Raw genomic sequence first — 23,796 nt, forward strand, 5'->3', positions numbered from 1 at the left:
CACCTAAAGTGAGTGCTATTTTATACGAAGTAAAAGATTATGTTGCTTATGTAACATTAAACCGTCCGGAAGTATTGAACTGCTTTAATTTTTCAACGTTAAAAGAGCTTGAAGAAGTAGTAGAAGACATTCATCACAACAGTGATGTTCGTGTTGTAATTTTTACAGGTGCAGGGGAGAAAGCATTCAGTGCAGGAGCTGATCTAAAAGAACGCCGTACGCTGAGTGAATCAGAAGTAAGAAGAAATGTACGCAAGATTCGCGATGTGTTCTCTGCTGTTGAAGCTTTGCCGCAGCCTACGATCTGTGCGATCAATGGCCATGCTTTTGGAGGCGGCTTCGAGTTGGCTCTAGCTTGTGATCTTCGAGTTTCTGTGAGAGAAGCGTCAATGGGTCTTACAGAACTTAGTTGGGCAATCATCCCTGGTGCGGGAGGAACTCAGCGTCTTCCGAGACTGATCGGACAAGCGAAAGCGATGGAACTGATCTTAACAGCAAAAAAAATGATGGCTGAAGAAGCTTTTTCTTACGGCATCTTGAACCAAGTGACGTCAAGAGAAGAATTGATGGCGGTTTGTGAAAACTATGCTGGTCTTATTATGAAGAATGGACCAGTAGCTGTTCAGCAAGCAAAGTATGCGATCAAGCATGGAACAGAAGTTGATCTGCAGACAGGACTTGCGATTGAGGCGAAAGCGTATGAAGTGACGATTCCTACAAAAGATCGAATGGAAGCGCTCGTTGCTTTTGGAGAAAAAAGACCACCTGTATTTAAGGGAGAGTAACTTGTTTCTGTCTCAGTAATTCTACTATTATAGAGTATAACTTTTTTGCTTGATGTTTTTCGACGAGGTTCCAGATTTAAGTCGATCGTATGAGTGCAACTAAATTGACGTGAAAGACTTGATGTCAGCTAAGTTTTCTTTATGGTAGGATTGTACAGACAATAACAGGTACAAATGAGGGTATGAACATGCAGAATAGTTTAAACACACGTTCCATGATTTTCACATTGTACGGAGACTATATCCGGCATTATGGCAGTGAGATATGGATCGGCAGCTTGATTCGATTGTTAGAAGAGTTTGGTCACAACGAACAGGCCGTAAGAGCAGCGATTTCCAGAATGAATAAGCAAGGCTGGATCGCAGCTAGAAAACAAGGGAATAAAAGTTATTATTATTTAACAGAGCGTGGAAAGAAGCGGATGGATGAAGCGGCAAAGAGAATCTTTAACGCACAACAGGAGCCGTGGAACGGCGAATGGATGATGTTCACCTATACGATTCCTGAAGAGAAAAGAAGCATTCGTGATGAGCTTCGAAAAGAACTGGTCTGGAGCGGGTTTGGTCTACTGGCAAACAGCTTTTGGATCTCACCGCACGCATACTCAGAGCAGATTCAATCTATGATCGATAAATATGACATCAAAGACTATGTTCATTCTTTTACAGCCGTTTACAATGGGCCTAATGAGAATGAAAAGCTAGTTTCTGAGTGTTGGGATTTAAACGACATTAACGAGAAATACAACGAGTTTATCGTAACGTATTCTCAAAAATATGTGATCGATAAGAATAAGATTGAAAAAGGTGAGATGACAGACGGAGAATGCTTCGTAGAGCGCACTAAGCTTGTTCACGAATACCGTAAGTTTCTTTTCATCGATCCAGGTCTACCGAAGGAGCTTCTTCATGCAGAATGGCTAGGTGATCACGCAGCTTCACTCTTCAGTGATTATTACCGTGCACTGGCAGGGCCAGCAAGTCGTTTCTTTGAAAGCATCTATTCGGATGGAAACAATTTAAAGAAAGATTCAGAGTTTGATGCTCTTAATCATCCTCTTATTCAGGAGAACCGGTCATAAAAGAATTAGGTTAGATACAACTAAAAAAGCACTTTCGCAAGCTATCGTACGAAAGTGCTTTTCTACTATTCTTTTAATTCGTCACGAAACTGTTTCCCTTTTTCATAATACGTGTCGATCGTAAGCTGAATAAGCTTTAGATCATCGTCGTTCAGTTCACGTATGATTTTACCCGGTGAACCCATGACCATGACACGCGGCGGTATTTTTTTGCCGGGAGGAATTAGTGTGTTCGCACCGATGAATGCTTGTTCGCCAATTTCTACACCATCAAGAATGGTAGACCCCATGCCAACGAGTGCACCTTTTTTAATCGTACATCCGTGCAGGATGACGTTGTGGCCGATCGACACCTCATCTTCTAGAATGAGGGGATACCCTTCATATAGGTGAAGGGTGCAATTGTCTTGAACGTTAGTCTTTTTGCCGATGGAGATAGGTCCTTCATCACCTCGAAGAACGGAGTTAAACCAGACGCTTGCTCCTTCTTCTACTGTAACGTCGCCAATCAAGTGAACCCCGGGCGCGATAAAAGCGCTTTCATGAACATCTGGTGTTTTGCCATTAAACGTGTATTTCATAATGAGCCTCCCTCGTAACAGGTTATAGGTTCAGTATAACAAAGGTTAGAATGGGAAGTGGAGAAATTGAATTCCATCTGTGAAAAGTTAAACATTCAGTATCCAATCCTTCAAGGCGGAATGGGAAATGTTAGTAATGCAGAACTAGCTTCTGCTATATCAAATGCAGGTGGGTTAGGCACGATCGGTGCTGGTACGATGTCACCTGAAGAGGTAGAAAATTTGATAATTGCAACAAAGGGGATGACAGACAGGCCATTTGCTGTTAATGTACCTTTAACCGTTGCATCAAATGTAAAAGAAATTCTTAGACTTCTGATCAAACATAAAGTGGAAGTTGTTTCCTTATCTGCAGGTAATCCAGCACCTTACATACCGAAATTAAAGGAACATGGATTGAAGGTTATCTGTGTTATAGCTTCTGTCTATCATGCCAAAAAAGCAGAAGCAGCAGGAGCAGATCTGCTAGTAGCTGAAGGCTATGAAGCTGCGGGACTAAACTCACCTTATGAGACGACGACTATGGTTCTATTGCCTCAGGTCTCCAAGAGTGTAACTATTCCAGTCATCGCGGCTGGAGGTATAGCAGATGGAAGCGGTATGGCAGCTGCCTTTGCTCTTGGTGCACAAGGTGTTCAGATGGGAACTCGTTTCATCGCAACAAAGGAAGCACCATTTCATGAGAAATACAAAACTTCCTTAGTAGAAGCAGATGATACAAAAACGTTAATCGTTGGCCGCTCAACCGGAAAGATCAGAAGAATTTACGATACACCTTACGCTCAGAAGTTGATTCAACTTGAAAAAAATGGCGTCTCACCTGAAGAGTTTGTTACACACACCTCAGAAGATCATCATATTTTAGGAGCTGTAAAAGGGGACTTGGAGAACGGTTTTATTAATAGCGGTCAGATCGCAGGTGTGATTTCAGATGTACCGAGCGTGAAAGAACTGCTTGAAACCATGATGAAAGAAGCAAGAGAAGCAGTAAGTATGTTAAACAATCGTTTCATCTAATTCAGTAGTATTAGTAACAGGAGGGTGTATGTAATTATGAATCAGCAAGACCAGTGGACGTCAAAGTTAGCCTTTATTCTAGCTGCAGCAGGGTCAGCAATCGGACTCGGTGCGATTTGGAAATTTCCTTATGTAGCTGGTACTAGTGGTGGGGGAGCTTTCTTCCTTCTCTTTTTATTGTTTACGTTTCTTATCGGCTTTCCGCTTTTAATGGCTGAGTTTGTTATCGGCCGAGGAGCGCAAAAAGAGGCGGTTTCCGCTTATCGAAAGATCGCTCCAGGTTCAGCATGGCCATGGCTAGGCAGAATGGGTGTAGCGACTGCATTTATTTTATTATCTTTTTACAGTGTAATTGGTGGATGGATCATTCTCTACCTTGGAAAAAGTTTTTCAGGAGACTTCTTTAACCATGACTTTAGTCAAATGTTCGGAGAGTCAATCTCGAGTACATGGCCGGTTTTGATCTCTCAGTTCATCTTTATGATGGTTACGATTTTCGTTGTTAGCCGTGGTATTAAGAATGGAATTGAAAAAGCAAACCAAATCATGATGCCAGCACTTTTTGTATTGTTTGCTGTTTTGATTATTCGTTCACTAACATTAGATAATGCGATGGAAGGCGTAAAGTTCTTCTTGTTTCCTGACTTTTCTAAGATCGGTGGAGACGATATTCTATTTGCTTTAGGTCAGTCTTTCTTCTCATTAAGTGTGGGTATCTCTGTAATGGTTACGTACAGTTCTTATTTGAGCAAGAAGGAAAGCCTTACGAAATCGGCAACCACGATTGTATTACTCAACGTATTGATCTCCTTATTAGCGGGATTAGCGATCTTCCCAGGGGTATTTTCATTAGGTCTAGAACCAGCGGAAGGACCTGGATTGTTGTTTGTAGTACTTCCTGCCGTTTTTGATCAGATCGTGTTCGGACAATTATTCTTTATTGTGTTCTTAGCATTGTTCTTGTTTGCTACACTTACATCAGCATTCTCGATGTTAGAGATCATCGTTGCTTCTATCACGAAAGGTGAGTTAGAGAACCGTGCAAAATGGTCTTGGATCATCGGAATCCTAATCTTTGTATTTGGTGTACCATCTACGTTGTCATATGGGGTTTGGTCAGATTTCACTCTGTTTGACAAGATTATCTTTGATCAACTCGACTATTTAGTGAGCAACATCCTGCTTCCTTTAGGAGCGTTGTTCATCGCGTTGTTTGTAGGATATCGTTATCCTAGAGAGATGCTTCTTGAAGAGTTTAGAGCAGGTTCATCTGTTTCGGTAAAAGGCTTTGCGCTTTGGCTCATGCTGATCCGTTACGTCGTTCCTGTTGTGATCATCATCGTATTTGTTAACATGCTTGGACTTTTTTAAAAGAAAATTAGAATGAAAGGCGCGGACCATAATTGGTTTTAGCGCCTTTTTTGTGTTAATAATAGAATTTGTGAAATACAGAAGTGAAGGGAAGAATGAATAATGTTGAAAGACAAGATTGCAGTAGTAACGGGAGCAACTCGTGGGTGTGGGAAAGCTATAGCAGAAAAGTTAGGAACATTAGGAGCAAAACTAACTATCATTGGTTCGTCTGATGGCATCTTCAGAACGGGAGAAGAGTTAAAAGCTAAGGGATTCGATGTTCTTGCCATAAAAGCAGATGTGACGAAAGAAACGGACGTAGCAGAACTGTTTAAACAAACGTTTGAAACGTTTGGGAACATTGATATTCTAGTAAACAATGCTGGAATCGGACAGTTTAAATTAGCAGAAGAACATTCATTAGTAGACTTTCAAAAAATGTTTGAAGTCAACGTACAAGGTGTATTCTTATGTAGTACAGCGGTTGTTCCACATATGAAAGAGCGAAAAGAGGGGACGATCATCACGATCTCATCAGATGTGGGTCGAAGAACGATTGCTAACGGCTCTGTCTATACAGCTACAAAGTACGCAGTTCAAGGATTTTCGGGTTCTCTTGCACAAGAACTGAGAGAATTTGGCGTTCGTGTAGGTACTGTAAATCCAGGTGCGATTGATACGTACTTTGCTGATTCTGAACAAGGTCTTGATTTTAAAGAAGATTGGCTAAAAGTAGACGATATCGCAGAAGCTGTAGCGTATATGGCAAGCGCACCAAAACACATGGTCGTTGATGAGATCATGCTTCACCCTCTTTCTCAGGAATACCCAAACGTATAATACGAGGAGGCAATCTGGATGAAACTAGATCAAGAAGTGGTATCCATTGAAGGTTCAAAACCTGTTACGCTGCATGAGTTGTTTGGTGAAGAACAAACTTTTTTTGTGTTAGTCAGACACCTTGGCTGACCATACTATCAAGAATTCCTTGCGCAGTTGCGCGAGTCATTTGAGAAGTTTGAACGCTTAGATGTTAAGGTCGTTGTCGTAGCACCAGCTAATCGTGATCAGATTCAAGAGTTTTTGAATGTACATGGCCCATTTCCGTTTGAAATCTACGGTGATCCAGAGCTAGACCTATACGAGGAGATGGGGAACCACCACATGACCACCGTGAAAAGCATGCTGTCTGTAGGGGCCGATCTCTTAAAAGGTGAAGTGAAGATAAGCGACATTGTGCCTAAAGACAAGACGGAAAGAAAGCATTTTTTAAGCGCAGTGAAAAATCAAGACGTGAACATTCAAGGAAGTTCGTGGCTATTTGATCGTAATGGAGATGTTTTGTGGAAGCACATGGATGATACTCCTGAAGATCATGCGAAAGTCGACGAAGTGTTGAAGCAGTTGCGGAAATGATAAGAATAAAGCTGATATAGCATGTGCTGTATCAGCTTTTTCATGCGGTAGGGAGCTTCCGCTGAACTTAATCAAATAAAAAATAGCGTCGATCACATAAAAATGGTGATCAATCATATAAAAAAGAAGATGAATCACATAAAAATGGTCATCAATCACATAAAAAGGAATAGCAGATTTTTAAAAAGTCTTACTTACACTGTTAGGCCTGCGGTTATCCTCAGACTTTATCCACGAACGAATGCCTCTGCCGGCAAATGGCTCGTCATCAAATCGAGGGATGATATGAAAGTGAGCGTGAGGAATACTCTGTCCTCCTACTGGATTTACGTTCCACCCCGTGCTATAGCCCTCAGGTTCAAACTCTGAGTCTAGCAAAATTTTTGCTTTTTGCATCAACTCATAGGTATCTCTCCACTCTTTTTCATTTAAATCAAATACAGTCTCTTTATGAGCTTTTGGAATAATCAATCCCGCACCTTCTAAAATATCTTGCGCTTTTGGACTCTGCAGAAAGTAGCAGCTTTCATTCTCAAACACTATTTTTTGTTCTGGAAAACTCATCGGGTTACAAAATATACAATCATCCATTAATAAAAACACCTCCAATGCTATTTTTGCACATTTTTCATATTTCTTACAAATCAAACAATTCTGGGGATTCATTGACCGGATATCACACAAAATGTTATGATTACGTTAAGAAAACGTTATATAAATCGTTATATAAATTAGATGAAAGATATGAGGTGTGGGCATGAAATCAGGCATGAATGTTGGCCAAAGTGCGACCATCAAAGCTACCGTTACACCCGATATGTTTGCTCAATTTGAAGGAAAGTTAGTCCACCCAGCTTATTCAACTGTTAGCATGGTCTATCATATGGAATGGGCAGCGAGACAGATTATATTACCATATCTTGAAGATCATGAAGAAGGAATCGGCGGAGGAGTTGCAGCCAAGCATATGGCTCCGACACCAGAAGGCGCTGAACTTACTGTTACGGCAACATTAAGAGAAGTTAAAGGAAAGGCAGTCATATGTGATGTGACCGTCTATAACGGAAAAGCGATAGCAGGCGAAGGAGAAGTTACACAATATATCCTTCCGAGAGAAGCGATCTCACAAAAATTAAAGAGATGAAGGTTTAAATTTTTTGCACTATAATGAAAGCGCTTACACTTTAAAGCAGCAAAGTGAAGAAGGAATAGAGTAAGTAGAGACATACTAGGGGGATTTACACATGTTTGAAAAAATATCACAGCATGAGCAAGTTGTATTTTGTAACGATCCATCAACAGGTCTCAAGGCGATTATCGCCATACATAACACTACATTAGGTCCAGCACTCGGCGGATGCAGAATGAGACCGTATGGATCGGTAGATGAGGCATTAGAGGACGTTCTTAGGCTGTCAAAAGGAATGACATACAAATGCGCAGGTGCAGATGTTGACTTCGGTGGGGGTAAATCGGTCATTATCGGAGATCCGACGTCAGATCGTACACCAGAGTTGTTCCGTGCATTCGGACAGTTTGTAGATTCTTTAAACGGTCGCTTTTATACAGGAACGGATATGGGTACGACACCTGAAGACTTTGTCCACGCGTTAAAAGAAACGAATTGCATCGTTGGAGTACCCGAAGAATATGGTGGCAGCGGCGACTCTTCTGTTCCAACAGCACAAGGTGTTATATACGGACTTCAAGCTACTATCCAGACGCTTGAAGGAACAGATGAACTAGCGGGCAAGTCTTACTCGATACAAGGACTAGGAAAAGTAGGTTTTAAGGTCGCGGAGCAACTTCTCGCTGCCGGTGCCCAAATCTATGTTACCGATATTAACGAAAGAGCATTAAAGATGATTCAAGAACGAGCAGAACTGCTACCTGGAAATGTGGAAGTAGTGGAAGGAAGCGACATCTATGGGGTGGACGCTGACATTTTCATACCTTGTGCACTTGGAGGAATCATTCACGACGAGACGATCGAACAGTTGAAAGTAAAAGCGATCGTAGGAAGTGCCAACAATCAGCTTTTAGAAGATAAACATGGGCTTTATCTGCAACAAAAGGGAATTCTATACGGCCCAGATTATATTGTGAACGCAGGAGGGCTTATTCAAGTAGCAGATGAGCTTTATGGACCGAACAAAGCTCGTGTATTAACAAAAACAAGAGCGATCTATGACAGCCTGATACAGATTTATAGTGAGAGCACGAAGAACCAGATATCTACGATGGAAGCAGCAAATCTTTTCTGTGAGGAAAAGCTTCAGACCCGATCAAAACGAAACAGCTTTTTCGCTCACAACCGAAGACCAAAATGGCAAGTACGAAACTAAGGAGGGAAATTATCTATGGAAAAGTTATTTCCAAAAATGCAGATCATTAATGAGAACGGCGAGTGGAATGACGAAACATACCGCGGGGAGATCACAGAGGAACTAACGAAAGAACTTTACACGAAGATGCTTCGTTCGAGGCTTTTTGACCGTAAAGGGGTAAACCTGCAGCGTCAAGGACGAATCGGTACGTACGTTCCTTTCGAAGGGCAAGAAGCGTCACAGATCGGAAGCGCGATGGCGATGGGTGAAGGCGATTGGATGTTTCCAACTTATCGTGATCATGCGGCAACGATGACATTTGGTCATTCTCTAAAAACTCTCTTTCTTTATTGGAAAGGTCGCCAAGAAGGTTGTATTCCTCCAGAAGGAAAGAATATTTTCCCTCCAGCCGTACCGATCGCATCACAGCTTCTTCATGCAACTGGCGCAGCTTGGGCTGAAAAGTTAAAAGGTACAGATCGTGCATCCATTGTTTATTTCGGAGACGGTGCAACATCAGAAGGTGATTTTCACGAAGGCTTAAACTTTGCCAGTGTGTTCAACGCTCCTGTTGTTTTCTTTAATCAAAATAATGGGTTTGCCATTTCTGTACCGATCGAAAAGCAGATGAAAAGTAAAACGATCGCTCAAAAAGCAGTAGCGTACGAGATGGAAGGCGTTCGATTAGATGGAAATGATGTGTTCGCTGTATATTTCCACACACGTACAGCAGTAGAGCGTGCAAGAAAAGGAGAAGGACCAACGTTGATTGAAGCTGTAACGTGGCGTTATGGGGCACATACAACAGCTGATGATCCTTCCAAATACAGAAACCAAGAAGAGTCTGTGAATCGCCGTGAAACGACAGATCCGATTCTTAGACTAGAGCGATTTATGAAAAACGAAAACATGTGGGATGAGAAATGGGCAACTGATCTTCAAGAAACGCTTACACTTGAGATCGAAGCAGCAGTAAAAGAGATGGAAGAAGCTCAAGCACCACATTATAACGATGTGTTTGATCATGTGTTTGCAGAGAATCCTTGGCCGATCGAAAGCCAAAAAGAAGCATACGCTCATTCAAGAGGTGATCGCTAATGACAACGCTAGTAGATACGAAAAAATTAACGATGGTTCAAGCTGTAACAGACGGTATGAGAGTGATGATGAAAGAGCACGAGAACGTTATCGTGCTTGGTGAAGATGTTGGACAGAACGGTGGTGTGTTCCGCGCAACAGATGGTCTAGTTGCTGAATTCGGAGAGAACCGAGTGATTGATACACCGCTTGCTGAATCAGGCATTATCGGTACGTCGATCGGACTTGCGATGAACGGTTTTAAACCGATCGCAGAGATGCAATTTCTTGGATTCATCTATCCCGCTTTCAATCAAATCATGACGCATGCGTCTCGCATCCGCGCGAGAACACTAGGACATTTTACAGTGCCAATGGTCATTCGTGCCCCATTTGGAGCAGGCGTTCGGGCACCGGAAATCCACTCTGATTCTGTCGAAGCATTGTTTACAGGAATGCCTGGAATGAAAGTTGTCGTTCCATCTAATCCATATGATGCAAAAGGAATGCTTGTTTCAGCGATTGAAGATCCTGATCCCGTCCTATTTCTAGAGCCGATGCGCTGTTACAGAAGTACAAAGATGGATGTACCTGAAGGAAAGTACAATGTTCCACTCGGGAAAGCTGCTCGGCTACAAGAGGGAAGCGATGTAACGATCTTTGCTTATGGCGCGATGATCGAAGTTGTAATGAAAGCTGCAAAATCTGCTGAAGAAAAAGGAATCAAGTGTGACGTGATCGATCTTCGTTCACTCTATCCGTTAGATAAAGAAATGATTGCAGAAAGTGTACAAAAAACGGGCCGTGCAGTCATTGTTCACGAAGCACCGGGAACGGGTGGACTTGGAGAAACAATCATGTCATTGATCAATGATACATCTTTCCTGTATATGAAAGCTCCAATTGAACGCGTAACAGGTTTTGATACTCCGGTTCCAATGTTTGCACTAGAAGATCACTACTTGCCAAGCGCAGATCGTGTTGTTCAAGCTATTAATAAAGTAACGCAATTTTAGGAGGTGAGTGTGAGTGGTAGAAGTAAAATTGCATGATATCGGAGAAGGAATGCATGAAGGAGAAGTTATACACTTTTTCGTAAAAGCAGGAGACTCCGTTAAAGTTGATCAGCCTTTAGTAGAGGTTCAAACGGATAAAGTAACCGCAGAACTACCATCCCCAGCAGCCGGAACGATTAAAGACATCAAGGTAAAAGAAGGAGATGTAGTGACTGTCGGATCTGTCATCTTAACGATTGAAGCTGCCTCCGCGTCGTCTTCTCAAAATGCAGAAGAAGTTCCAGAATCTAATGATCAACCGGTCGTTGAAAAAATCGTTAAAGCACCGAGCAACACTACCTTTGCTGGCGGTATCGCAACACTGAACAAACGTGTTCTAGCTGCTCCTTATACGAGAAAAATTGCTCGAGAGAACGGTGTGGATATCGAACAGGTCAATGGCACTGGACCTGGGGGACGAGTGACTGACCAAGACGTTTATAACTATATGGATCAGCCTACTACAGCAGCTGAAACAGAGGAAACACCAGTTAGTTCTGTAGAAGAAAAAGCGACTACATCGACTCAAGTGTTTTCAACAAGTGACACGAAAGAAATTCCATTTAAAGGTCGAAGGAAGCAGATCGCGAAAAAAATGGTTCAATCTCTTGCGACGATTCCGCATGTTACTCATTTTGAAGAGATCGATGTTACAGCTGTCATGGATCTGAAGAAACAGCTTAAAGCGATGGACCCTGACAACAAGCGTGGGATGAACGTGTCAGTTGCTGCGTTTTTCGTAAAAGCGATTCAAATTGCACTCAAGGACTTCCCTATTTTTAACGCGAAACTGGACGAAGAGAAAGAAGTGATTCGTCTTGAGAAGAACGTGAACATCGGAATTGCTACAGATTCTGATGAAGGGTTGATCGTACCGGTTATCTCTCATGTGGAACAGAGAAATGTAAGGGATATCGCGGTTGACATGAAAGACAAGATCACGCGTGCTAAGACAAACAAGTTGAAGGGTTCAGATATGACAGGCGGCACATTTACAATTTCTAATGTTGGACCGCTTGGATCGATCGCTGCGACACCGATCATCAATCACCCTGAAGTGGCACTTATGGCTTTTCATAAAACAAAGAAAACGCCTGTTGTGATCGGAGATGAGATCGTGATCCGTTCTATGATGAACGTATCTATGTCGTTTGACCACCGAGTTGCAGACGGTGCAACGGCTGTCATGTTCACGAACCGAGTAAAAGAACTCATCGAGAATCCTTACTTCATGACACTGGAGCTGATATAGATGGTTGTAGGTGATTTTGCAACAAAACGACAACTCGTTATTATCGGAGGCGGACCTGGTGGATACCATGCTGCAATTCGTGCGGCACAGCTTGGAATGGAAGTTACGCTGATCGAAAAAGAAAAGTTAGGCGGCGTTTGCCTTCATAAAGGATGTATTCCTTCAAAGAGCCTTACACAGTCTGCTTCTAACTTTTCAAGCCTTTCTCAGTTTAAAAACATGGGAATTTCAGTTTCAGAAGCAAGCTTTGAATATGATACATTCTCAAACTACTATTCTTCGGTCGTAACTGGACTTCAAAAGGGAGTAGAAGCCCTTATAAAAGCGAATAAAATTGAGCATTTAACGGGTACAGCATCTTTCATGTCCAGTGAGAGAATAGGTATTGATTCAGGCCATCATTTTGAGATGTACGAATTTGAGCACGCGCTTATCGCTACAGGAAGTTTACCATTGTTGCCAGAACAGGCCACGTTATCTAATAGATTGGTGACACCACACACGTTGTGGGAGTTGAGAGAGCTTCCAGGAAGTCTATTCATCTATGGTGATGATTACTTCGCGCTTGAAGCTGCTATGGCCTACAAGCAGCTTGGAAGTGATGTTACGATAGCTATTCCAAGTGATGGATTTGGTCTAGACGCGAGCATCGAAAAAGAACTGCAACGAGTCTTAAAGAAAAACAAGATAAAAGTATTTAAGAATCATCTATGGGAAAGCGCAGAAGAGATGTCTGATTCAGTAACCGTAACGTTGATAAAAGACGGTGATGAAAAAGTTTCTGTTGAGACTTCTCATGTATTGTATGCCGCTGGCTATTCGCCGAATGTGGATAGTCTAGGACTAGAAGCGATTTCGATCGAACGTGACGAGAATGGTTTTATTATCATAAACGAACATAGCCAAAGTTCTGTTTCTAACATTTACGCAGCTGGTGACTGTACGATTGGGATGAAGTTAGCATCAAAAGCGATTAAGCAAGGAAAGACGGCAGCTGAACATATGACTGGATTACAGTCTATGTTTAATTTAAGCCTAGTTCCTTATGTTGTTCATACGAATCCCCCGATTGCTTCAGTAGGTATGACTGAAGAGCAAGCCCGAGCTGAAGGCTATGAAGTGAAGACGGGTCAGTTCTCTATGAGCGGCAATGGCTTTGCATCTATTCTTGGTCAAAAAGAAGGTTTGTCTAAGATTGTGATTGATTCAAAGAGCGATGTTGTGCTTGGTATTCATATGATGGGAGCTGGAGCTGCCGAAATGATTCAAGCTGGAACGTTTGCACTAGAGATGGTAGCACGTGAAGAAGACTTATCGTACCCAGTTTATGCGCATCCAGCTTTGAACGAAGCATGGCTTGAAGCGATTGAAAACGCGAGCGGGAAAGCGATTCATGTACCGCCAGCTCGCAAAAAAGAAAAAAGTTCAGTATGAATGATGAATGATGAATGATGATGTTAAAAAACGGTCTTGTAGGCCGTTTTTTTGTTGAGGTTGAGGGTATATAGCGTCTAGAGTTTGTCGAGTTCTGTCTTCTCGCCGATATATGATTAAAACTCGCCGAATTATCGCCAAACTCGCCGGAATAAGTCCGGAATTTCTAGAAGTAATTACTGAATTTCTAGAATTAGACACATTTATACCCCCGTAGGTATCAGCGGGAACTTCTTTCGATGAGCTATATGACGTTTATATAGGCTACCCTTGAACTGAAATCACTAAAACTTTCATCCATAACCGAAAGAAACATGAAATTCAATCAGAATAAACAAACAATTATCACTCACATGCCATTTTCTTTTTTGGGCTACATATATTAAAATGGCGATAAGATAACATCCGCTATAGGAAAGCAAGGCGGATATAAAAGAAGTGAGGAATGCTGTTTGAAGAAGTTAGTTTTAACTGGCGGTGGTTCAGCTGGACACGTAACGCCGCATCTTGCCTTAATACCTAAATTAGAGAAGATGGGATGGGACTTGAATTATATCGGTTCTGTTGATGGTATAGAGAAAAGTTTGATCCAAGATGGAACGAACGTGCCCTATCACGGCATATCAAGTGGGAAATTACGTCGTTATTTTGACTTGAAAAATATAAAAGATCCTTTTAAAGTGGCAGCGGGTGTTGCACAAGCTTATTTTAAGCTCGGCAAAATAAAACCAGATGCTGTTTTTTCAAAAGGTGGTTTTGTGGCTGTACCTGTAGTTATCGCCGCATGGATGCGTAAGATTCCTGTTTACATCCATGAATCAGATATTACCCCAGGTCTGGCTAACAAAATCTCATCTAAATTTGCTTCAAAAATCTTCGTTACGTTTGATGAAGCGAAGAAACATTTTGCTGCCGGGCAAGCGATCGTAACAGGTTCACCGATTCGTGATGAACTGCTTCAAGGATCAAGAGAGAAAGGTTTGTCCTTCTTAGGCTTCCGAAGCCATCTGCCTGTACTAACAATCATGGGTGGTAGTTTGGGTGCGCGGAAGATCAATGAAGCTCTACGTGAAGCACTGCCTGAATTGTTACGCTCTTATCAGATCGTACACATCTGCGGAAAAGGCAACATGGATGAAAGTTTGAATAATACAGAAGGCTACAGACAGTTCGAGTATATTCAAAGTGAACTTCCAGACGTGGTTGCTGCAACAGACTTTGTGATTTCTCGTGCTGGATCGAACAGTATTTTTGAATGGCTGACGCTCAAGATTCCGATGCTGCTCATCCCGCTTTCAAGAGCGGCGAGCAGAGGGGATCAGATCCTTAATGCTCAATCCTTTGAAAAACAAGGCTATTGCCACGTCCTTTATGAAGAAGAACTAACAAAGGTGACATTGATCTCCTCTTTAAAAGATCTTAAGGCTGATCAAGAGCAGATAAAGAAAAGCATGGAAACATTTAAAGCTTCTGATAGCGTAGACCTTATTCTTCGCACCATCACAGGACAGAAGTAATGATAAGGGGTCTGTCCCGGGGACAGACCCCTTACAATTTATTCACCATTCACATCTTACAAAAACGGAGATGAAAAAGAGATGATGCCAAGCCCTGCCGTACATAGAGAAGAAACACCTGCATACTGGAAAAAGGGTGTTCAAGCTGGTTTGCCGATCGCGATTGGTTATATGCCAGTTGCATTTACATTTGGTCTGCTCGCTAAAGCTGCAGAGTTAAGTCTATTTGAAACGATAGGGATGAGTGTTATCGTGTTTGCTGGTGCTTCGCAATATATCGCCTTATCGATGATTGTTGCACTAAGTGGGGCTGCAGAACTAATCTTGACTACTTTCATCATGAATATCAGGCATCTTCTTATGAGTGCTTCTCTAAAGGAACGTGCTGAGGATGAACCTAAATGGCTGCGTGCGATCTACGCTTTTTTTATAACGGATGAAACTTTTTCTGTTGCTGCAACCTCAACCGAAAAAAAGATTACGGGAAGCTACCTGCTTGGATTAGGGCTCGTTGCATACAGCTGCTGGGTGATTTTTTCAGGAGTCGGTTATGTGATGGGATCGGGACTTCCTCAATCGCTGCAGGACAGTATGGGGATCGCGCTTTATGCGATGTTTATCGCACTACTCGTACCTGCTGCCAAAAAGAGCAAGAAAGTAATTGCTCTTGCTGCAAGTGCAGCCGTATTAAATTCAATCTTCTCTTTGGTACCTACTTTAAAAGGGGGCTGGGGAATCATTTTATCCACATTGATAGCAGCAGTCTCAATCGAGTTTTTTATGAAAGGGGATGAGGGAGATGAGTGATCAATTCATATGGGTAATTGTCGGAATGGGAATCGTAACCTATATTCCAAGGATGTTGCCGCTCGTTCTCTTTCATACGAATCATCTACATCCAAGAGTGCAAGGAATATTGAAGAACGTTCCTTTTGCTATATTGGGGGCTCTCATTTTTCCTGGTGTGCTAACAATAAATCCAGAAAATTATCTATATGGATTCATAGGCGCTAGTGCAGCATTCATCGCCGCTTGGCTGAACTTAAATGTAATCGTGGTCGTGCTATCTTCTATCCTCGTTTTGTACGGTTATACGTTCTTGTAGGATATTGTCATAATTTACTTTGTAAATATTACACCTTATGAATTGATTTGTTGAAAAGGTGGGCGTATAATCACAATTAAAAGGAGGAGATACAAGATGCCTCATTTAGTTCGTTTTGTACTAATTGGTTTGTTTTCCGTTTCAGCTTTATCTGTACTCTCTTTTCAAGCCGTTGAGATTTTTCATGCTGTAACGGACGTTGTACAATCTTTTATCTATAAAGATTAATAATTTGTAAAATCGGAGAGCTATCTATAGCTCTTTTTTTTGTTACCTGATAAGCTTCAAATAATGATTAACAAGCTTTCAATTATGGGTACACTTACTAATGGACTAAGCAATAAAGGATGATTTAGATGAAATTAATCGCAATTGATATGGATGGAACTTTAGTTAACCGACAGTTAAAAGTTACAAAAGAGAACAGCGAAACCATTAAGGAAGCTGTAAACGATGGCCATCATGTTGTCATCGCAACAGGCCGTTCTTATGATGAAGCAAAACACACGCTAGAAGATGCTGATCTTCATCTACCGCTTATTTGTGTAAATGGTGCAGAGATTCGATCAGAAGGGTGGGAGATCCTTTCTTCAATTCCTTTAAAGTTTGAGCAGTACGAGGATATTAAAAAGATTTTAGACGAAGAAGATATTTATTATGAGCTCTACACGAGCAAAGGAACGTTTACAGATGATCGTGAAAAAGCATACGAAGTGATGAAAGATATCGTATTAACTTCCAATCCAGAAGCAACAGATGACGACGTTCAAAAAGCAGCTCTTCGACGTTTTCGCTTAGGATTAGTAAGTGTAGTGGGAGATTTTGATAAACTATTGAGTGAGAATGGTATTGAGGTATATAAGTTCCTTGCTTTTTCTGCAGATACTGCGAAACTCCAACGTGCTTTTCAGCATTTAAAAAGTGTTGAATCTCTTGCTGTCAGTGCTTCTGCTGATAACAACTTAGAGATTACAAACAGTGAAGCACAAAAAGGTGTGGCTGTTAAAAGATACGCTGAACTCAAAGGAATCTCGTTAACAGACACGATGGCAATCGGTGATAACTACAACGATGTTTCCATGTTAGAAGTGGCAGGTTTTCCTGTAGCGATGGGAAATGCTGTGGATGAGGTAAAAGAGATGGCCGCATTTGTTACGAAAGAAAATGATGCGAGTGGTGTCTCGTTTGCCATCAAGAAATTCTTAGAACAAAAATAAGCACTTACAAAAGCTGGTTCGAACATTTCGAACCAGCTTTTTTGTATACAAAAACTTCACATGTGATTTACAGAAATGCAAAAGCATGTTCATATTTCCTTGTTACAGTGACAAAGTAGTTCACTTACAACAAAGGGAGAGTGCAGCATCATGAAGAATATATTTAAAATGGGTGTAGGAGCTTTAGCATTAAGTCTGACATTTATAGGGGCTGATTTTTCTGTGGTTGATGCAAAAGAAAAACATAAAGACATCTTAAATGTTGCGCATCGAGGAGCTTCTGGTTATGCACCAGAACACACGATTACATCTTATAAGATGGGTGAAAAAATGCATGGAGATTACATTGAAGTCGATCTTCAGATGACTAGAGACGGTGAGTTAATCGCAATGCATGATGAGACACTGGATCGTACAACAAACGGCACAGGACAAGTAAAAGATTTTACTCTAAAAGAAATCAAGCAGCTTGATGCAGGAAGCTGGTTTAATGAGAAATATCCAGAACAAGCAAAGGCAAAATACGAAGGTCTTCAAGTTCCGACATTGGAAGAAGTCTTTCAAACCTTTGGCAAGAATGCGAACTATTATATTGAAACAAAATCACCTGAAGTTTATCCGGGTATGGAACAAAAGCTTCTTGATGTAGTTAATGATTATGGAATTAACAAAGATAAGCTGTTGGTTCAATCGTTCAGCTCTGAAAGCTTGTTGAAGATGAACGAGATCGATCCATCCGTGAAACTTGTTCAACTTTTAGAGTATACAACTCCTGCTGATTTAACGGATAGAGAAGTGCAATCAATCAAGCAATATGCGATGGGAATCGGGCCGAACAGCGATATGATCGACCGCGAGTATGTACAGAAAGCCGTTCAGAATGGTCTAGAGATCCATCCGTATACTGTAAATGAAAAAGAAGAGATGCAGAAACTGATCGATTGGGGTGTAACAGGTATTTTCACCAACTTCCCAGATCTTCTGCATGAAGTGAAAAAAGGGAAATAAGGAAGGAAAGCAGCTGATATAGATCTCAGTTGCTTTTTTCTTTTTTTACAAAAAAGACGTCGCCATCGTCCTGAAGCTGTGCGAAGAAGACCTCTTTAACATCTTGATAGCCCGCACTCTTCAATTGCTGATCCAACCAATCGTCTGACAAACTGTATTCCTTAAAAGGCTGATCTATTTTCTCACCGTTAGAGATCAGCATTGTGGGCAAATATTGAGGAGCATCTGGTGGAATATTTAGATCTTCTTTTGTGACAGAATCTTTGAGTGGCTTCTTTAACACACTTAGTTGTCCGTTAGGCTCCATGACAGCATATTCTACTTCAGTAATATCAAAGACCGCACTGATCCTGAGCAGCATCAATAAGTCATCCATAGACATCTGCATCCGCTTCAGCTCTTTTTGCATAATCTGCCCTTTTTTTATAACGATCGTCGGCTGACTCTTCGTGAGTTTTGTGAGTAGGGGAGAATGTCTGTTGAGAAATTCTATACCGAACACGGCTAACGCCCAAAAGCTAAGAGACGCCAAACTCTCCCAAACCGTGATCTCTTTGTGGACAACCATATCTCCGATGATATTACCCATTGCGATGCCTGTTGCATAGTTAAAAAAAGTAAGTTCACCAAGTTGTTTTTTTCCGAGTAACCTCATGAGCATCAACAAAAAGGCAAAGCCTAGAACCGTTCTATAGATCGTGATTAAGATTCCATCCATCGTCATCCCTCATTTACATGTGCTGTTATCAGGATGCCCAAACAAAAATAAGGCAAACAAAAAAGAGCGAACATGTTGTCCGCTCTTCTCTTTATTTGCCAAACTGCATACGGAAATGAACTAATTTTTTCAACATAAAGAATGCTAAAACCCCGCCTATCGTTGCAGATAGGTAATAGCCAATAAGCGATCTGGAATCGTAGTCTCCAAATATACCGCCACCTAACATACCGAATGTTAGAGCAAAGCACAGTACAACGCCAAAGGTAAAGAATCCTCTTCCTTTTTCGAATACAAGTAATCTACCGTTGTTTTCGTTCTTAGTTCTGCTAAAGAGCCACGTTCCAAAAGCTACGGATAGAATCGTATAAGCTAGTGGAATCAGTAACATGACATATGGTATATGTGAGAAATCAGTAAAAGAATTATCTGAGAGATCTATATAATAACGAAATTCTATAATAGGAATTGGCAGTGTGAAACTGTTGATCAAATCGTTAAATAATACAGTAGATGGTGCATTATGATTGATAGAAATCCCGTGATATTCTAAAAATGAAACTATAAGAGATATAAAACCGAGTGGAAAGAATAAAAAGATCCCACTCAATACTAGTTGAGAAATTAAATTTCCTGCAATCGTTCCAATAAAAAGACTAAAAGAGAAAATAGCGATCGAGAACGGAATAACCACCATCATGAATTTCAAAAGAAATGCAGCATCTGTTACTTCTGAAAGAATCGTAAACTTTACAATCAGCATACATAATAGCAAGTTGATTAACAGACCTGTTATGATATGACCTACTCCAAAAATCCATTTTGATAGAAAGATATCTTTACGTTTAAAAGGGAGTGAGAACGTTAGGTCAGTCGCATGAGTCGTTCTTTCACTGCCGACTAGAAGAGCAGCTAATCCTACGATTAAAAATAAGAAAACTACGATATCTGCACCAGTAAAATGAAAGTTCATGTAATAGTTTTCAGGTGCATCCGCATAAGGATCATTTTTTTGAGTTAACATGGTTTGGGCTTTTCCAAAGAAAGAATACGGTAAAAACAAGAACAATGAAATATAGATCCCCCATACGGCAGGGCTTCCTAGTTTTTGGTTCCTCATCCACAATGCTTTATGAAACATGTGATTCACCTCCAAGTGTTGAAATGAAAATATCTTCGAGAGTCATAGGTAGTTCTTCTAACAATAGCGGATTTTCTCCGTTCATCTTTTGGAGTGTCGCTTCAATGTTTCCTTTGATCATCAATGTATAGACACGTCCTGTTTGATTTAAGATGTTCACGTTGTTCAATTGCTCGATTTTTTCAGGCAGAGAGTGTTTGTAAACCACTTGAACTTTACGGAACGATGATTTTGCATCCTCGATAGAGGTTGTGGATTCAATTCGTCCTTCTTTAATCATGATAAGAACATCTGCCATCTTCTCTACTTCCTCTAAATGATGAGTAGAGATAAGAACGCATAGCTGTCGCTCACTCACTTCTTCAATAATAAATTGCAAGATGTTTCTTTTTACGATAGGGTCAAGTCCGTTTGTTGGTTCATCTAAAATGATAAGATCCGATTTCGTTGAAAAAGAAAGGATCATTAAGAACAGCGCCTTCATGCCTTTGGAATATGTTCTGATTTTTTTATTTTTAGGAAGTTTAAAGCGGTCTAGAAGAGAGTAGAAGTATACAACATCAAAATCTTCATAAATTGCATCATATAGCTTTACGATTTCTTTAACGCTAAAACTCTTTAAAATCTCAGTCGAATCTGGAACATAAGTAATCTTTTGTTTAATCTCAGGATTTTGATGAATATCTGTGTCATTAAAGAACACTTCACCTTCATCCGGATCTAATATGCCTGCGATTACGCGAAGTAGCGTAGACTTTCCAACACCATTTCTTCCGACTAAACCTGCAATCGTACCTGGTTCCAGTGTGATGTTCACATGGTCTAACACTTGAGAACCTTCTATCGTTTTACTAATATTATTCACTTTCAGCATGACTGTTTTTACCCCCAAGCTCTTCTGAAAAGTTTTTCAACCACTTTGATAATGTTTGGTGATCAATACCAAGATAGGAAGCGTCAATAATTAGCTGCTTCAGCTGTTGTTTGAGTTCTGTTGTCTTCTGATCATCTGCTTTAGGAATGATAGAAGCGGAAACAAACGTGCCTTTTCCTCGCAATGTCTCAATGATGCCTTGGCGTTCTAACTCTTGATAAGCTTTACTCACTGTATTTGGATTGATCAGTAATGTTCCTGATAGTTCGCGTACCGAAGGCAATTTTTCTTCTGGCAACAAAATTTCTCGCAAGATCAGTTCTTTGATCTGATGAACAACTTGTTCCCATATCGGTGTATTGCTTCGGGGATCTAAATTTAATATCATGTTATCCCACCTTTATATACTATATGTGTGTATTACTGTGTATAGTACACTTATAACATACAAGATTAGTAAATTTATGTCAACGTACTTTTCTTTACTTTTTTTGATTAGGATTACTACAATGAAAGAAGGAGGGATGAGACGTGAAATCGATTATTGATGATGCGAAGTTGCTTATTTTTGATCTGGACGGAACGCTATATGAAGATACAGACCACTTCGATTATTACTGTAGATTGTTACAAAAAAGGGTATCTGATGAGAAAAAGAAAGACTTTTGGGATACATATGAAAGTATGAAGAAGGGGACACACCCTGTTGCAATCGGTAAAGTGTATGATATTAAAAATGATGCAAGTGTTACCGTCGATTCAATGACACTGCAAGTAACAAAAGTAACATCCTTTGATGGAACAGAGTGGCCAGAGGATAGAGTGAAAAAAGAATTCTCCGGCGAACTTGTATATGACTTTGAACGATTGATCGCGATTGGTGATGGATGGTGGCTGCCATATGCTACAGCTATGCATTTCGGTGTGAAGCAAGCAGATACGTGGGAATGCTATAACGCGACAAAAGAGTACATGGTAACTGATCAGTTCCAGCTATCGAAAACACCTGGTCTTAAACAGGCTTTGAAACTTTTCAAGGAAAAGAAAAAGGTAGTCCTTTTAACGAACAGTGAAAGAGAAGATGTAAAACGCTTGTTAAGTGAGTTGGAGCTAGATGGAATGTTCCATGCTCTCTATACCGAGAGTGAAAAACCGTTGAAGACGAAAGAAAAGCTCCAGACGATATTGAATGAATATGGTATAAAGCCTCATGAAGCGGTATCAATCGGTGATAATTTTATAAATGAAATCGCACCTGCACTTCTCATGGGATTAAAAGCGGTTTACATTCAGCCGAATTCTATAGAAGTAGATCATGAAAACCTTCATATCGTCCCGACCCTTGCAAATGCTCTTTAAGATTTTACAAAGTATTTTATGAAAGCTTGTTCTAATTTGGACAATTCGCCCTACACTTTATAGTAGGTAATAAAGGGGGGCGCATGCTTTGAAAAAATCGTTACTTTTTGTGATCGGCTTTGCTATATATGCGGGTTTGATGTGGTTCTATCTGTTTCAAGGAGCAGACGCAAACTTGCCTGTGCATCTGAAGGGCTCTGCTGCGGATCCAGCAGTCTTTATGACAGACCGTGAACTGGAACTTAGCACTGATTTTTCAAGAATAAAGGATTTTATCTACTTCATATCTGTGCCGCTCGAGTGGTTGATCTATTTGTTTGTTCTAGGATTCGGATTATCAAGATGGTTCCGAAAAGCATCTAGCGGTTTAACAAGGTTCTCTATTGTTCACACTGGAATCTACGTGCTTTTGCTTTCGTTTGCTAGCTGGGTGTTAACATTCCCACTACGCTACTACAGTTTTACCATTTCCAAAAGCTTTAATATATCTGTTCAATCTTTTCACAGCTGGATGAGAGATGGATTAGTGGATTTCTGGATCAACTGGCTATTAACAACTGTGATGGTTGCTGTTATGTATTGGCTGATCAAAAAATATGAAAAAAGATGGTGGCTGTACGCTTGGCTGCTTTCCGTTCCGTTTACTTTGTTTCTCTACTTCATCCAGCCCGTTGTAATCGATCCGTTGTATAACAAGTTCTATCCGCTGCAGGATGAAGTGTTAAAGGGTAAAATTCTAGATATTGCGGAAAGAGCGGACATTCCGGCAGAAAATGTTTATGAAGTGAACATGTCTGAAAAAACAAATGCATTAAATGCGTATGTTAACGGAATCGGATCAAATCTACGGATCGTCCTATGGGATACAACACTTAATAAATTGAGTGATAACCAAGTTCTGTTTGTAATGGCCCATGAGATCGGACATTATGTGATGAACCATCTGTATTGGAACTTGATTTCATCAGTGGTTCTCTCATTCTTAGGATTATGGCTCGGAAATATGATCTATCGAAAATGGATAGAGAAGTACGGCAAGACATGGGGAATAAAGGGAGTAGGAGATCTAGCGGCACTTCCTGCATTGCTATTGATCTTTTCGTTATTGAGCTTTGCCGTATCTCCACTGGAGAATGCGGTCTCAAGAAAAGCAGAGCGGGACGCTGATCTGTATGCGATTCAGATGACAAACAACCCGAAAGCAGCAGTAGGGGCATTTCAAGAGCTTGCGACCGTTTCTTTAAGTGAAGTAAACCCACCAAAAATCGTAAAATGGTTTTTATACGGTCATCCGACCATGCTCGAGCGTATTCATTTCTTAGATAGCTATAAAACGAGTAAAAAGATGGAATAAAAATAAAAACTGGCTTCTTTGGTAGTGGTTAATGCCACTTCAAGAAGCCAGTTTTTTTGTGAATTTATGCTCAGTTCCCAGGATTTATGATCGATTCCCATCGCTTCTCCACATATTTTCTTAC

Annotated in this window: 26 protein-coding genes; 20 read left to right on the forward strand and 6 right to left on the reverse strand. The window is 40.8% G+C overall.

The annotated features are described in order from the left end of the window. Window positions 1–8 precede the first annotated feature (8 nt). Entirely contained in the window at window positions 9–785 is a 777-nt protein-coding gene (locus tag IHV10_RS00915) for an enoyl-CoA hydratase-related protein (RefSeq protein WP_197126901.1), read from the forward strand. Window positions 786–973: 188 nt separating this feature from the next. Further along, window positions 974–1,867, forward strand: a complete 894-nt coding sequence (gene paaX, locus IHV10_RS00920) for a phenylacetic acid degradation operon negative regulatory protein PaaX (protein ID WP_197126902.1) — start codon at window positions 974–976, stop codon at window positions 1,865–1,867. 65 nt (window positions 1,868–1,932) lie between these two features. Here the strand turns inward: paaX and IHV10_RS00925 are convergent, their stop codons facing one another. Further along, window positions 1,933–2,448 carry a gamma carbonic anhydrase family protein gene (locus IHV10_RS00925; protein WP_197126903.1) on the reverse strand — a complete coding sequence of 172 codons (516 nt, stop codon included), beginning with the start codon at window positions 2,446–2,448 and terminating at the stop codon, window positions 1,933–1,935. 66 nt (window positions 2,449–2,514) lie between these two features. On the opposite strand from IHV10_RS00925, the gene IHV10_RS00930 reads away from it, so the two are divergent. The 4 genes from IHV10_RS00930 (at window position 2,515) to IHV10_RS00945 (ending at window position 6,234) form a co-directional block, all read left to right on the forward strand. Continuing rightward, a complete protein-coding gene (locus IHV10_RS00930) occupies window positions 2,515–3,465 on the forward strand; it encodes an NAD(P)H-dependent flavin oxidoreductase (RefSeq protein WP_197126904.1) in 951 nt (316 codons plus the stop codon). A gap of 36 nt (window positions 3,466–3,501) precedes the next feature. Beyond that, entirely contained in the window at window positions 3,502–4,836 is a 1,335-nt protein-coding gene (locus IHV10_RS00935; protein WP_197126905.1) for a sodium-dependent transporter, read from the forward strand. 102 nt (window positions 4,837–4,938) lie between these two features. After that, window positions 4,939–5,658 (forward strand): SDR family oxidoreductase, encoded by a 720-nt coding sequence (locus tag IHV10_RS00940; RefSeq protein WP_197126906.1) that lies wholly within the window; start codon window positions 4,939–4,941, stop codon window positions 5,656–5,658. Between the two features lie 156 nt (window positions 5,659–5,814). After that, window positions 5,815–6,234: an AhpC/TSA family protein gene (locus tag IHV10_RS00945; RefSeq protein WP_197126907.1), complete on the forward strand. Its 420-nt coding sequence runs from the start codon at window positions 5,815–5,817 to the stop codon at window positions 6,232–6,234. Window positions 6,235–6,414: 180 nt separating this feature from the next. Here the strand turns inward: IHV10_RS00945 and IHV10_RS00950 are convergent, their stop codons facing one another. Next, entirely contained in the window at window positions 6,415–6,825 is a 411-nt protein-coding gene (locus IHV10_RS00950; protein ID WP_197126908.1) for an HIT family protein, read from the reverse strand. Between the two features lie 166 nt (window positions 6,826–6,991). Between IHV10_RS00950 and IHV10_RS00955 the strand changes: the two genes are divergently transcribed. From IHV10_RS00955 to IHV10_RS01005, 12 genes are all read left to right on the forward strand, one after another. After that, the gene (locus IHV10_RS00955; protein WP_197126909.1) at window positions 6,992–7,378 is read left to right on the forward strand and encodes a thioesterase family protein; all 387 of its coding nucleotides are present in this window, start codon (window positions 6,992–6,994) and stop codon (window positions 7,376–7,378) included. A 100-nt stretch (window positions 7,379–7,478) separates the two neighbouring features. Continuing rightward, window positions 7,479–8,579 carry a Leu/Phe/Val dehydrogenase gene (locus tag IHV10_RS00960; protein WP_197126910.1) on the forward strand — a complete coding sequence of 367 codons (1,101 nt, stop codon included), beginning with the start codon at window positions 7,479–7,481 and terminating at the stop codon, window positions 8,577–8,579. A 15-nt stretch (window positions 8,580–8,594) separates the two neighbouring features. After that, window positions 8,595–9,659, forward strand: coding sequence for a pyruvate dehydrogenase (acetyl-transferring) E1 component subunit alpha (gene pdhA, locus IHV10_RS00965; protein WP_197126911.1), 1,065 nt, complete (start codon window positions 8,595–8,597; stop codon window positions 9,657–9,659). Then, window positions 9,659–10,654: an alpha-ketoacid dehydrogenase subunit beta gene (locus IHV10_RS00970; RefSeq protein WP_197126912.1), complete on the forward strand. Its 996-nt coding sequence runs from the start codon at window positions 9,659–9,661 to the stop codon at window positions 10,652–10,654. Before pdhA ends, IHV10_RS00970 begins: the two co-directional genes overlap by 1 nt. A 13-nt stretch (window positions 10,655–10,667) precedes the next feature. After that, window positions 10,668–11,945 carry a dihydrolipoamide acetyltransferase family protein gene (locus IHV10_RS00975; RefSeq protein WP_197126913.1) on the forward strand — a complete coding sequence of 426 codons (1,278 nt, stop codon included), beginning with the start codon at window positions 10,668–10,670 and terminating at the stop codon, window positions 11,943–11,945. Next, window positions 11,946–13,379, forward strand: coding sequence for a dihydrolipoyl dehydrogenase (gene lpdA / locus IHV10_RS00980; RefSeq protein WP_197126914.1), 1,434 nt, complete (start codon window positions 11,946–11,948; stop codon window positions 13,377–13,379). A 452-nt stretch (window positions 13,380–13,831) separates the two neighbouring features. After that, window positions 13,832–14,896, forward strand: coding sequence for an undecaprenyldiphospho-muramoylpentapeptide beta-N-acetylglucosaminyltransferase (locus IHV10_RS00985; RefSeq protein WP_197126915.1), 1,065 nt, complete (start codon window positions 13,832–13,834; stop codon window positions 14,894–14,896). A gap of 81 nt (window positions 14,897–14,977) precedes the next feature. Further along, window positions 14,978–15,703 carry an AzlC family ABC transporter permease gene (locus IHV10_RS00990; protein WP_370629632.1) on the forward strand — a complete coding sequence of 242 codons (726 nt, stop codon included), beginning with the start codon at window positions 14,978–14,980 and terminating at the stop codon, window positions 15,701–15,703. Then, window positions 15,696–16,001, forward strand: coding sequence for an AzlD domain-containing protein (locus tag IHV10_RS00995; RefSeq protein WP_197126916.1), 306 nt, complete (start codon window positions 15,696–15,698; stop codon window positions 15,999–16,001). The genes IHV10_RS00990 and IHV10_RS00995 overlap by 8 nt, the downstream gene beginning before the upstream one ends. Before the next feature lie 96 nt (window positions 16,002–16,097). Further along, window positions 16,098–16,229 carry a hypothetical protein gene (locus IHV10_RS22915; protein WP_255520061.1) on the forward strand — a complete coding sequence of 44 codons (132 nt, stop codon included), beginning with the start codon at window positions 16,098–16,100 and terminating at the stop codon, window positions 16,227–16,229. A 128-nt stretch (window positions 16,230–16,357) separates the two neighbouring features. Further along, a complete protein-coding gene (locus IHV10_RS01000) occupies window positions 16,358–17,218 on the forward strand; it encodes a Cof-type HAD-IIB family hydrolase (RefSeq protein ID WP_197126917.1) in 861 nt (286 codons plus the stop codon). Window positions 17,219–17,368: 150 nt separating this feature from the next. After that, window positions 17,369–18,226, forward strand: coding sequence for a glycerophosphodiester phosphodiesterase (locus IHV10_RS01005; RefSeq protein ID WP_197126918.1), 858 nt, complete (start codon window positions 17,369–17,371; stop codon window positions 18,224–18,226). 25 nt (window positions 18,227–18,251) lie between these two features. Here IHV10_RS01005 and IHV10_RS01010 read toward each other — a convergent pair whose 3' ends face one another. The 4 genes from IHV10_RS01010 to IHV10_RS01025 form a co-directional block, all read right to left on the reverse strand. After that, the gene (locus IHV10_RS01010) at window positions 18,252–18,944 is read right to left on the reverse strand and encodes a YetF domain-containing protein (protein ID WP_197126919.1); all 693 of its coding nucleotides are present in this window, start codon (window positions 18,942–18,944) and stop codon (window positions 18,252–18,254) included. A 91-nt stretch (window positions 18,945–19,035) separates the two neighbouring features. Continuing rightward, entirely contained in the window at window positions 19,036–20,085 is a 1,050-nt protein-coding gene (locus IHV10_RS01015; protein WP_197126920.1) for an ABC transporter permease subunit, read from the reverse strand. Beyond that, window positions 20,075–20,959, reverse strand: a complete 885-nt coding sequence (locus tag IHV10_RS01020) for an ABC transporter ATP-binding protein (RefSeq protein WP_197126921.1) — start codon at window positions 20,957–20,959, stop codon at window positions 20,075–20,077. The genes IHV10_RS01015 and IHV10_RS01020 overlap by 11 nt, the downstream gene beginning before the upstream one ends. Beyond that, window positions 20,943–21,347, reverse strand: a complete 405-nt coding sequence (locus IHV10_RS01025; RefSeq protein WP_197126922.1) for a GntR family transcriptional regulator — start codon at window positions 21,345–21,347, stop codon at window positions 20,943–20,945. Before IHV10_RS01025 ends, IHV10_RS01020 begins: the two co-directional genes overlap by 17 nt. A gap of 143 nt (window positions 21,348–21,490) precedes the next feature. On the opposite strand from IHV10_RS01025, the gene IHV10_RS01030 reads away from it, so the two are divergent. Next, window positions 21,491–22,318 carry an HAD family hydrolase gene (locus IHV10_RS01030; RefSeq protein WP_197126923.1) on the forward strand — a complete coding sequence of 276 codons (828 nt, stop codon included), beginning with the start codon at window positions 21,491–21,493 and terminating at the stop codon, window positions 22,316–22,318. 88 nt (window positions 22,319–22,406) lie between these two features. Further along, a complete protein-coding gene (locus IHV10_RS01035) occupies window positions 22,407–23,672 on the forward strand; it encodes a M48 family metallopeptidase (protein WP_231619395.1) in 1,266 nt (421 codons plus the stop codon). The last annotated feature ends 124 nt before the right edge of the window (window positions 23,673–23,796 follow it).

Source organism: Fictibacillus sp. 5RED26 (assembly GCF_015903895.1).
Classification (GTDB): Bacteria; Bacillota; Bacilli; order Bacillales; family Fictibacillaceae; genus Fictibacillus; species Fictibacillus phosphorivorans.

What these genes read in the sequence shown, in the direction of transcription:
- paaX (WP_197126902.1), top strand. Translation starts at nt 974, where the DNA reads ATGCAGAATAGTTTAAACACACGTTCCATGATTTTCACATTGTACGGA.
- IHV10_RS00925 (WP_197126903.1), bottom strand. Translation starts at nt 2,448, where the DNA reads ATGAAATACACGTTTAATGGCAAAACACCAGATGTTCATGAAAGCGCT.
- IHV10_RS00935 (WP_197126905.1), top strand. Translation starts at nt 3,502, where the DNA reads ATGAATCAGCAAGACCAGTGGACGTCAAAGTTAGCCTTTATTCTAGCT.
- IHV10_RS00940 (WP_197126906.1), top strand. Translation starts at nt 4,939, where the DNA reads ATGTTGAAAGACAAGATTGCAGTAGTAACGGGAGCAACTCGTGGGTGT.
- IHV10_RS00950 (WP_197126908.1), bottom strand. Translation starts at nt 6,825, where the DNA reads ATGGATGATTGTATATTTTGTAACCCGATGAGTTTTCCAGAACAAAAA.
- IHV10_RS00955 (WP_197126909.1), top strand. Translation starts at nt 6,992, where the DNA reads ATGAAATCAGGCATGAATGTTGGCCAAAGTGCGACCATCAAAGCTACC.
- IHV10_RS00960 (WP_197126910.1), top strand. Translation starts at nt 7,479, where the DNA reads ATGTTTGAAAAAATATCACAGCATGAGCAAGTTGTATTTTGTAACGAT.
- pdhA (WP_197126911.1), top strand. Translation starts at nt 8,595, where the DNA reads ATGGAAAAGTTATTTCCAAAAATGCAGATCATTAATGAGAACGGCGAG.
- IHV10_RS00970 (WP_197126912.1), top strand. Translation starts at nt 9,659, where the DNA reads ATGACAACGCTAGTAGATACGAAAAAATTAACGATGGTTCAAGCTGTA.
- lpdA (WP_197126914.1), top strand. Translation starts at nt 11,946, where the DNA reads ATGGTTGTAGGTGATTTTGCAACAAAACGACAACTCGTTATTATCGGA.
- IHV10_RS00990 (WP_370629632.1), top strand. Translation starts at nt 14,978, where the DNA reads ATGATGCCAAGCCCTGCCGTACATAGAGAAGAAACACCTGCATACTGG.
- IHV10_RS00995 (WP_197126916.1), top strand. Translation starts at nt 15,696, where the DNA reads ATGAGTGATCAATTCATATGGGTAATTGTCGGAATGGGAATCGTAACC.
- IHV10_RS22915 (WP_255520061.1), top strand. Translation starts at nt 16,098, where the DNA reads ATGCCTCATTTAGTTCGTTTTGTACTAATTGGTTTGTTTTCCGTTTCA.
- IHV10_RS01000 (WP_197126917.1), top strand. Translation starts at nt 16,358, where the DNA reads ATGAAATTAATCGCAATTGATATGGATGGAACTTTAGTTAACCGACAG.
- IHV10_RS01005 (WP_197126918.1), top strand. Translation starts at nt 17,369, where the DNA reads ATGAAGAATATATTTAAAATGGGTGTAGGAGCTTTAGCATTAAGTCTG.
- IHV10_RS01010 (WP_197126919.1), bottom strand. Translation starts at nt 18,944, where the DNA reads ATGGATGGAATCTTAATCACGATCTATAGAACGGTTCTAGGCTTTGCC.
- IHV10_RS01015 (WP_197126920.1), bottom strand. Translation starts at nt 20,085, where the DNA reads ATGTTTCATAAAGCATTGTGGATGAGGAACCAAAAACTAGGAAGCCCT.
- IHV10_RS01020 (WP_197126921.1), bottom strand. Translation starts at nt 20,959, where the DNA reads ATGCTGAAAGTGAATAATATTAGTAAAACGATAGAAGGTTCTCAAGTG.
- IHV10_RS01025 (WP_197126922.1), bottom strand. Translation starts at nt 21,347, where the DNA reads ATGATATTAAATTTAGATCCCCGAAGCAATACACCGATATGGGAACAA.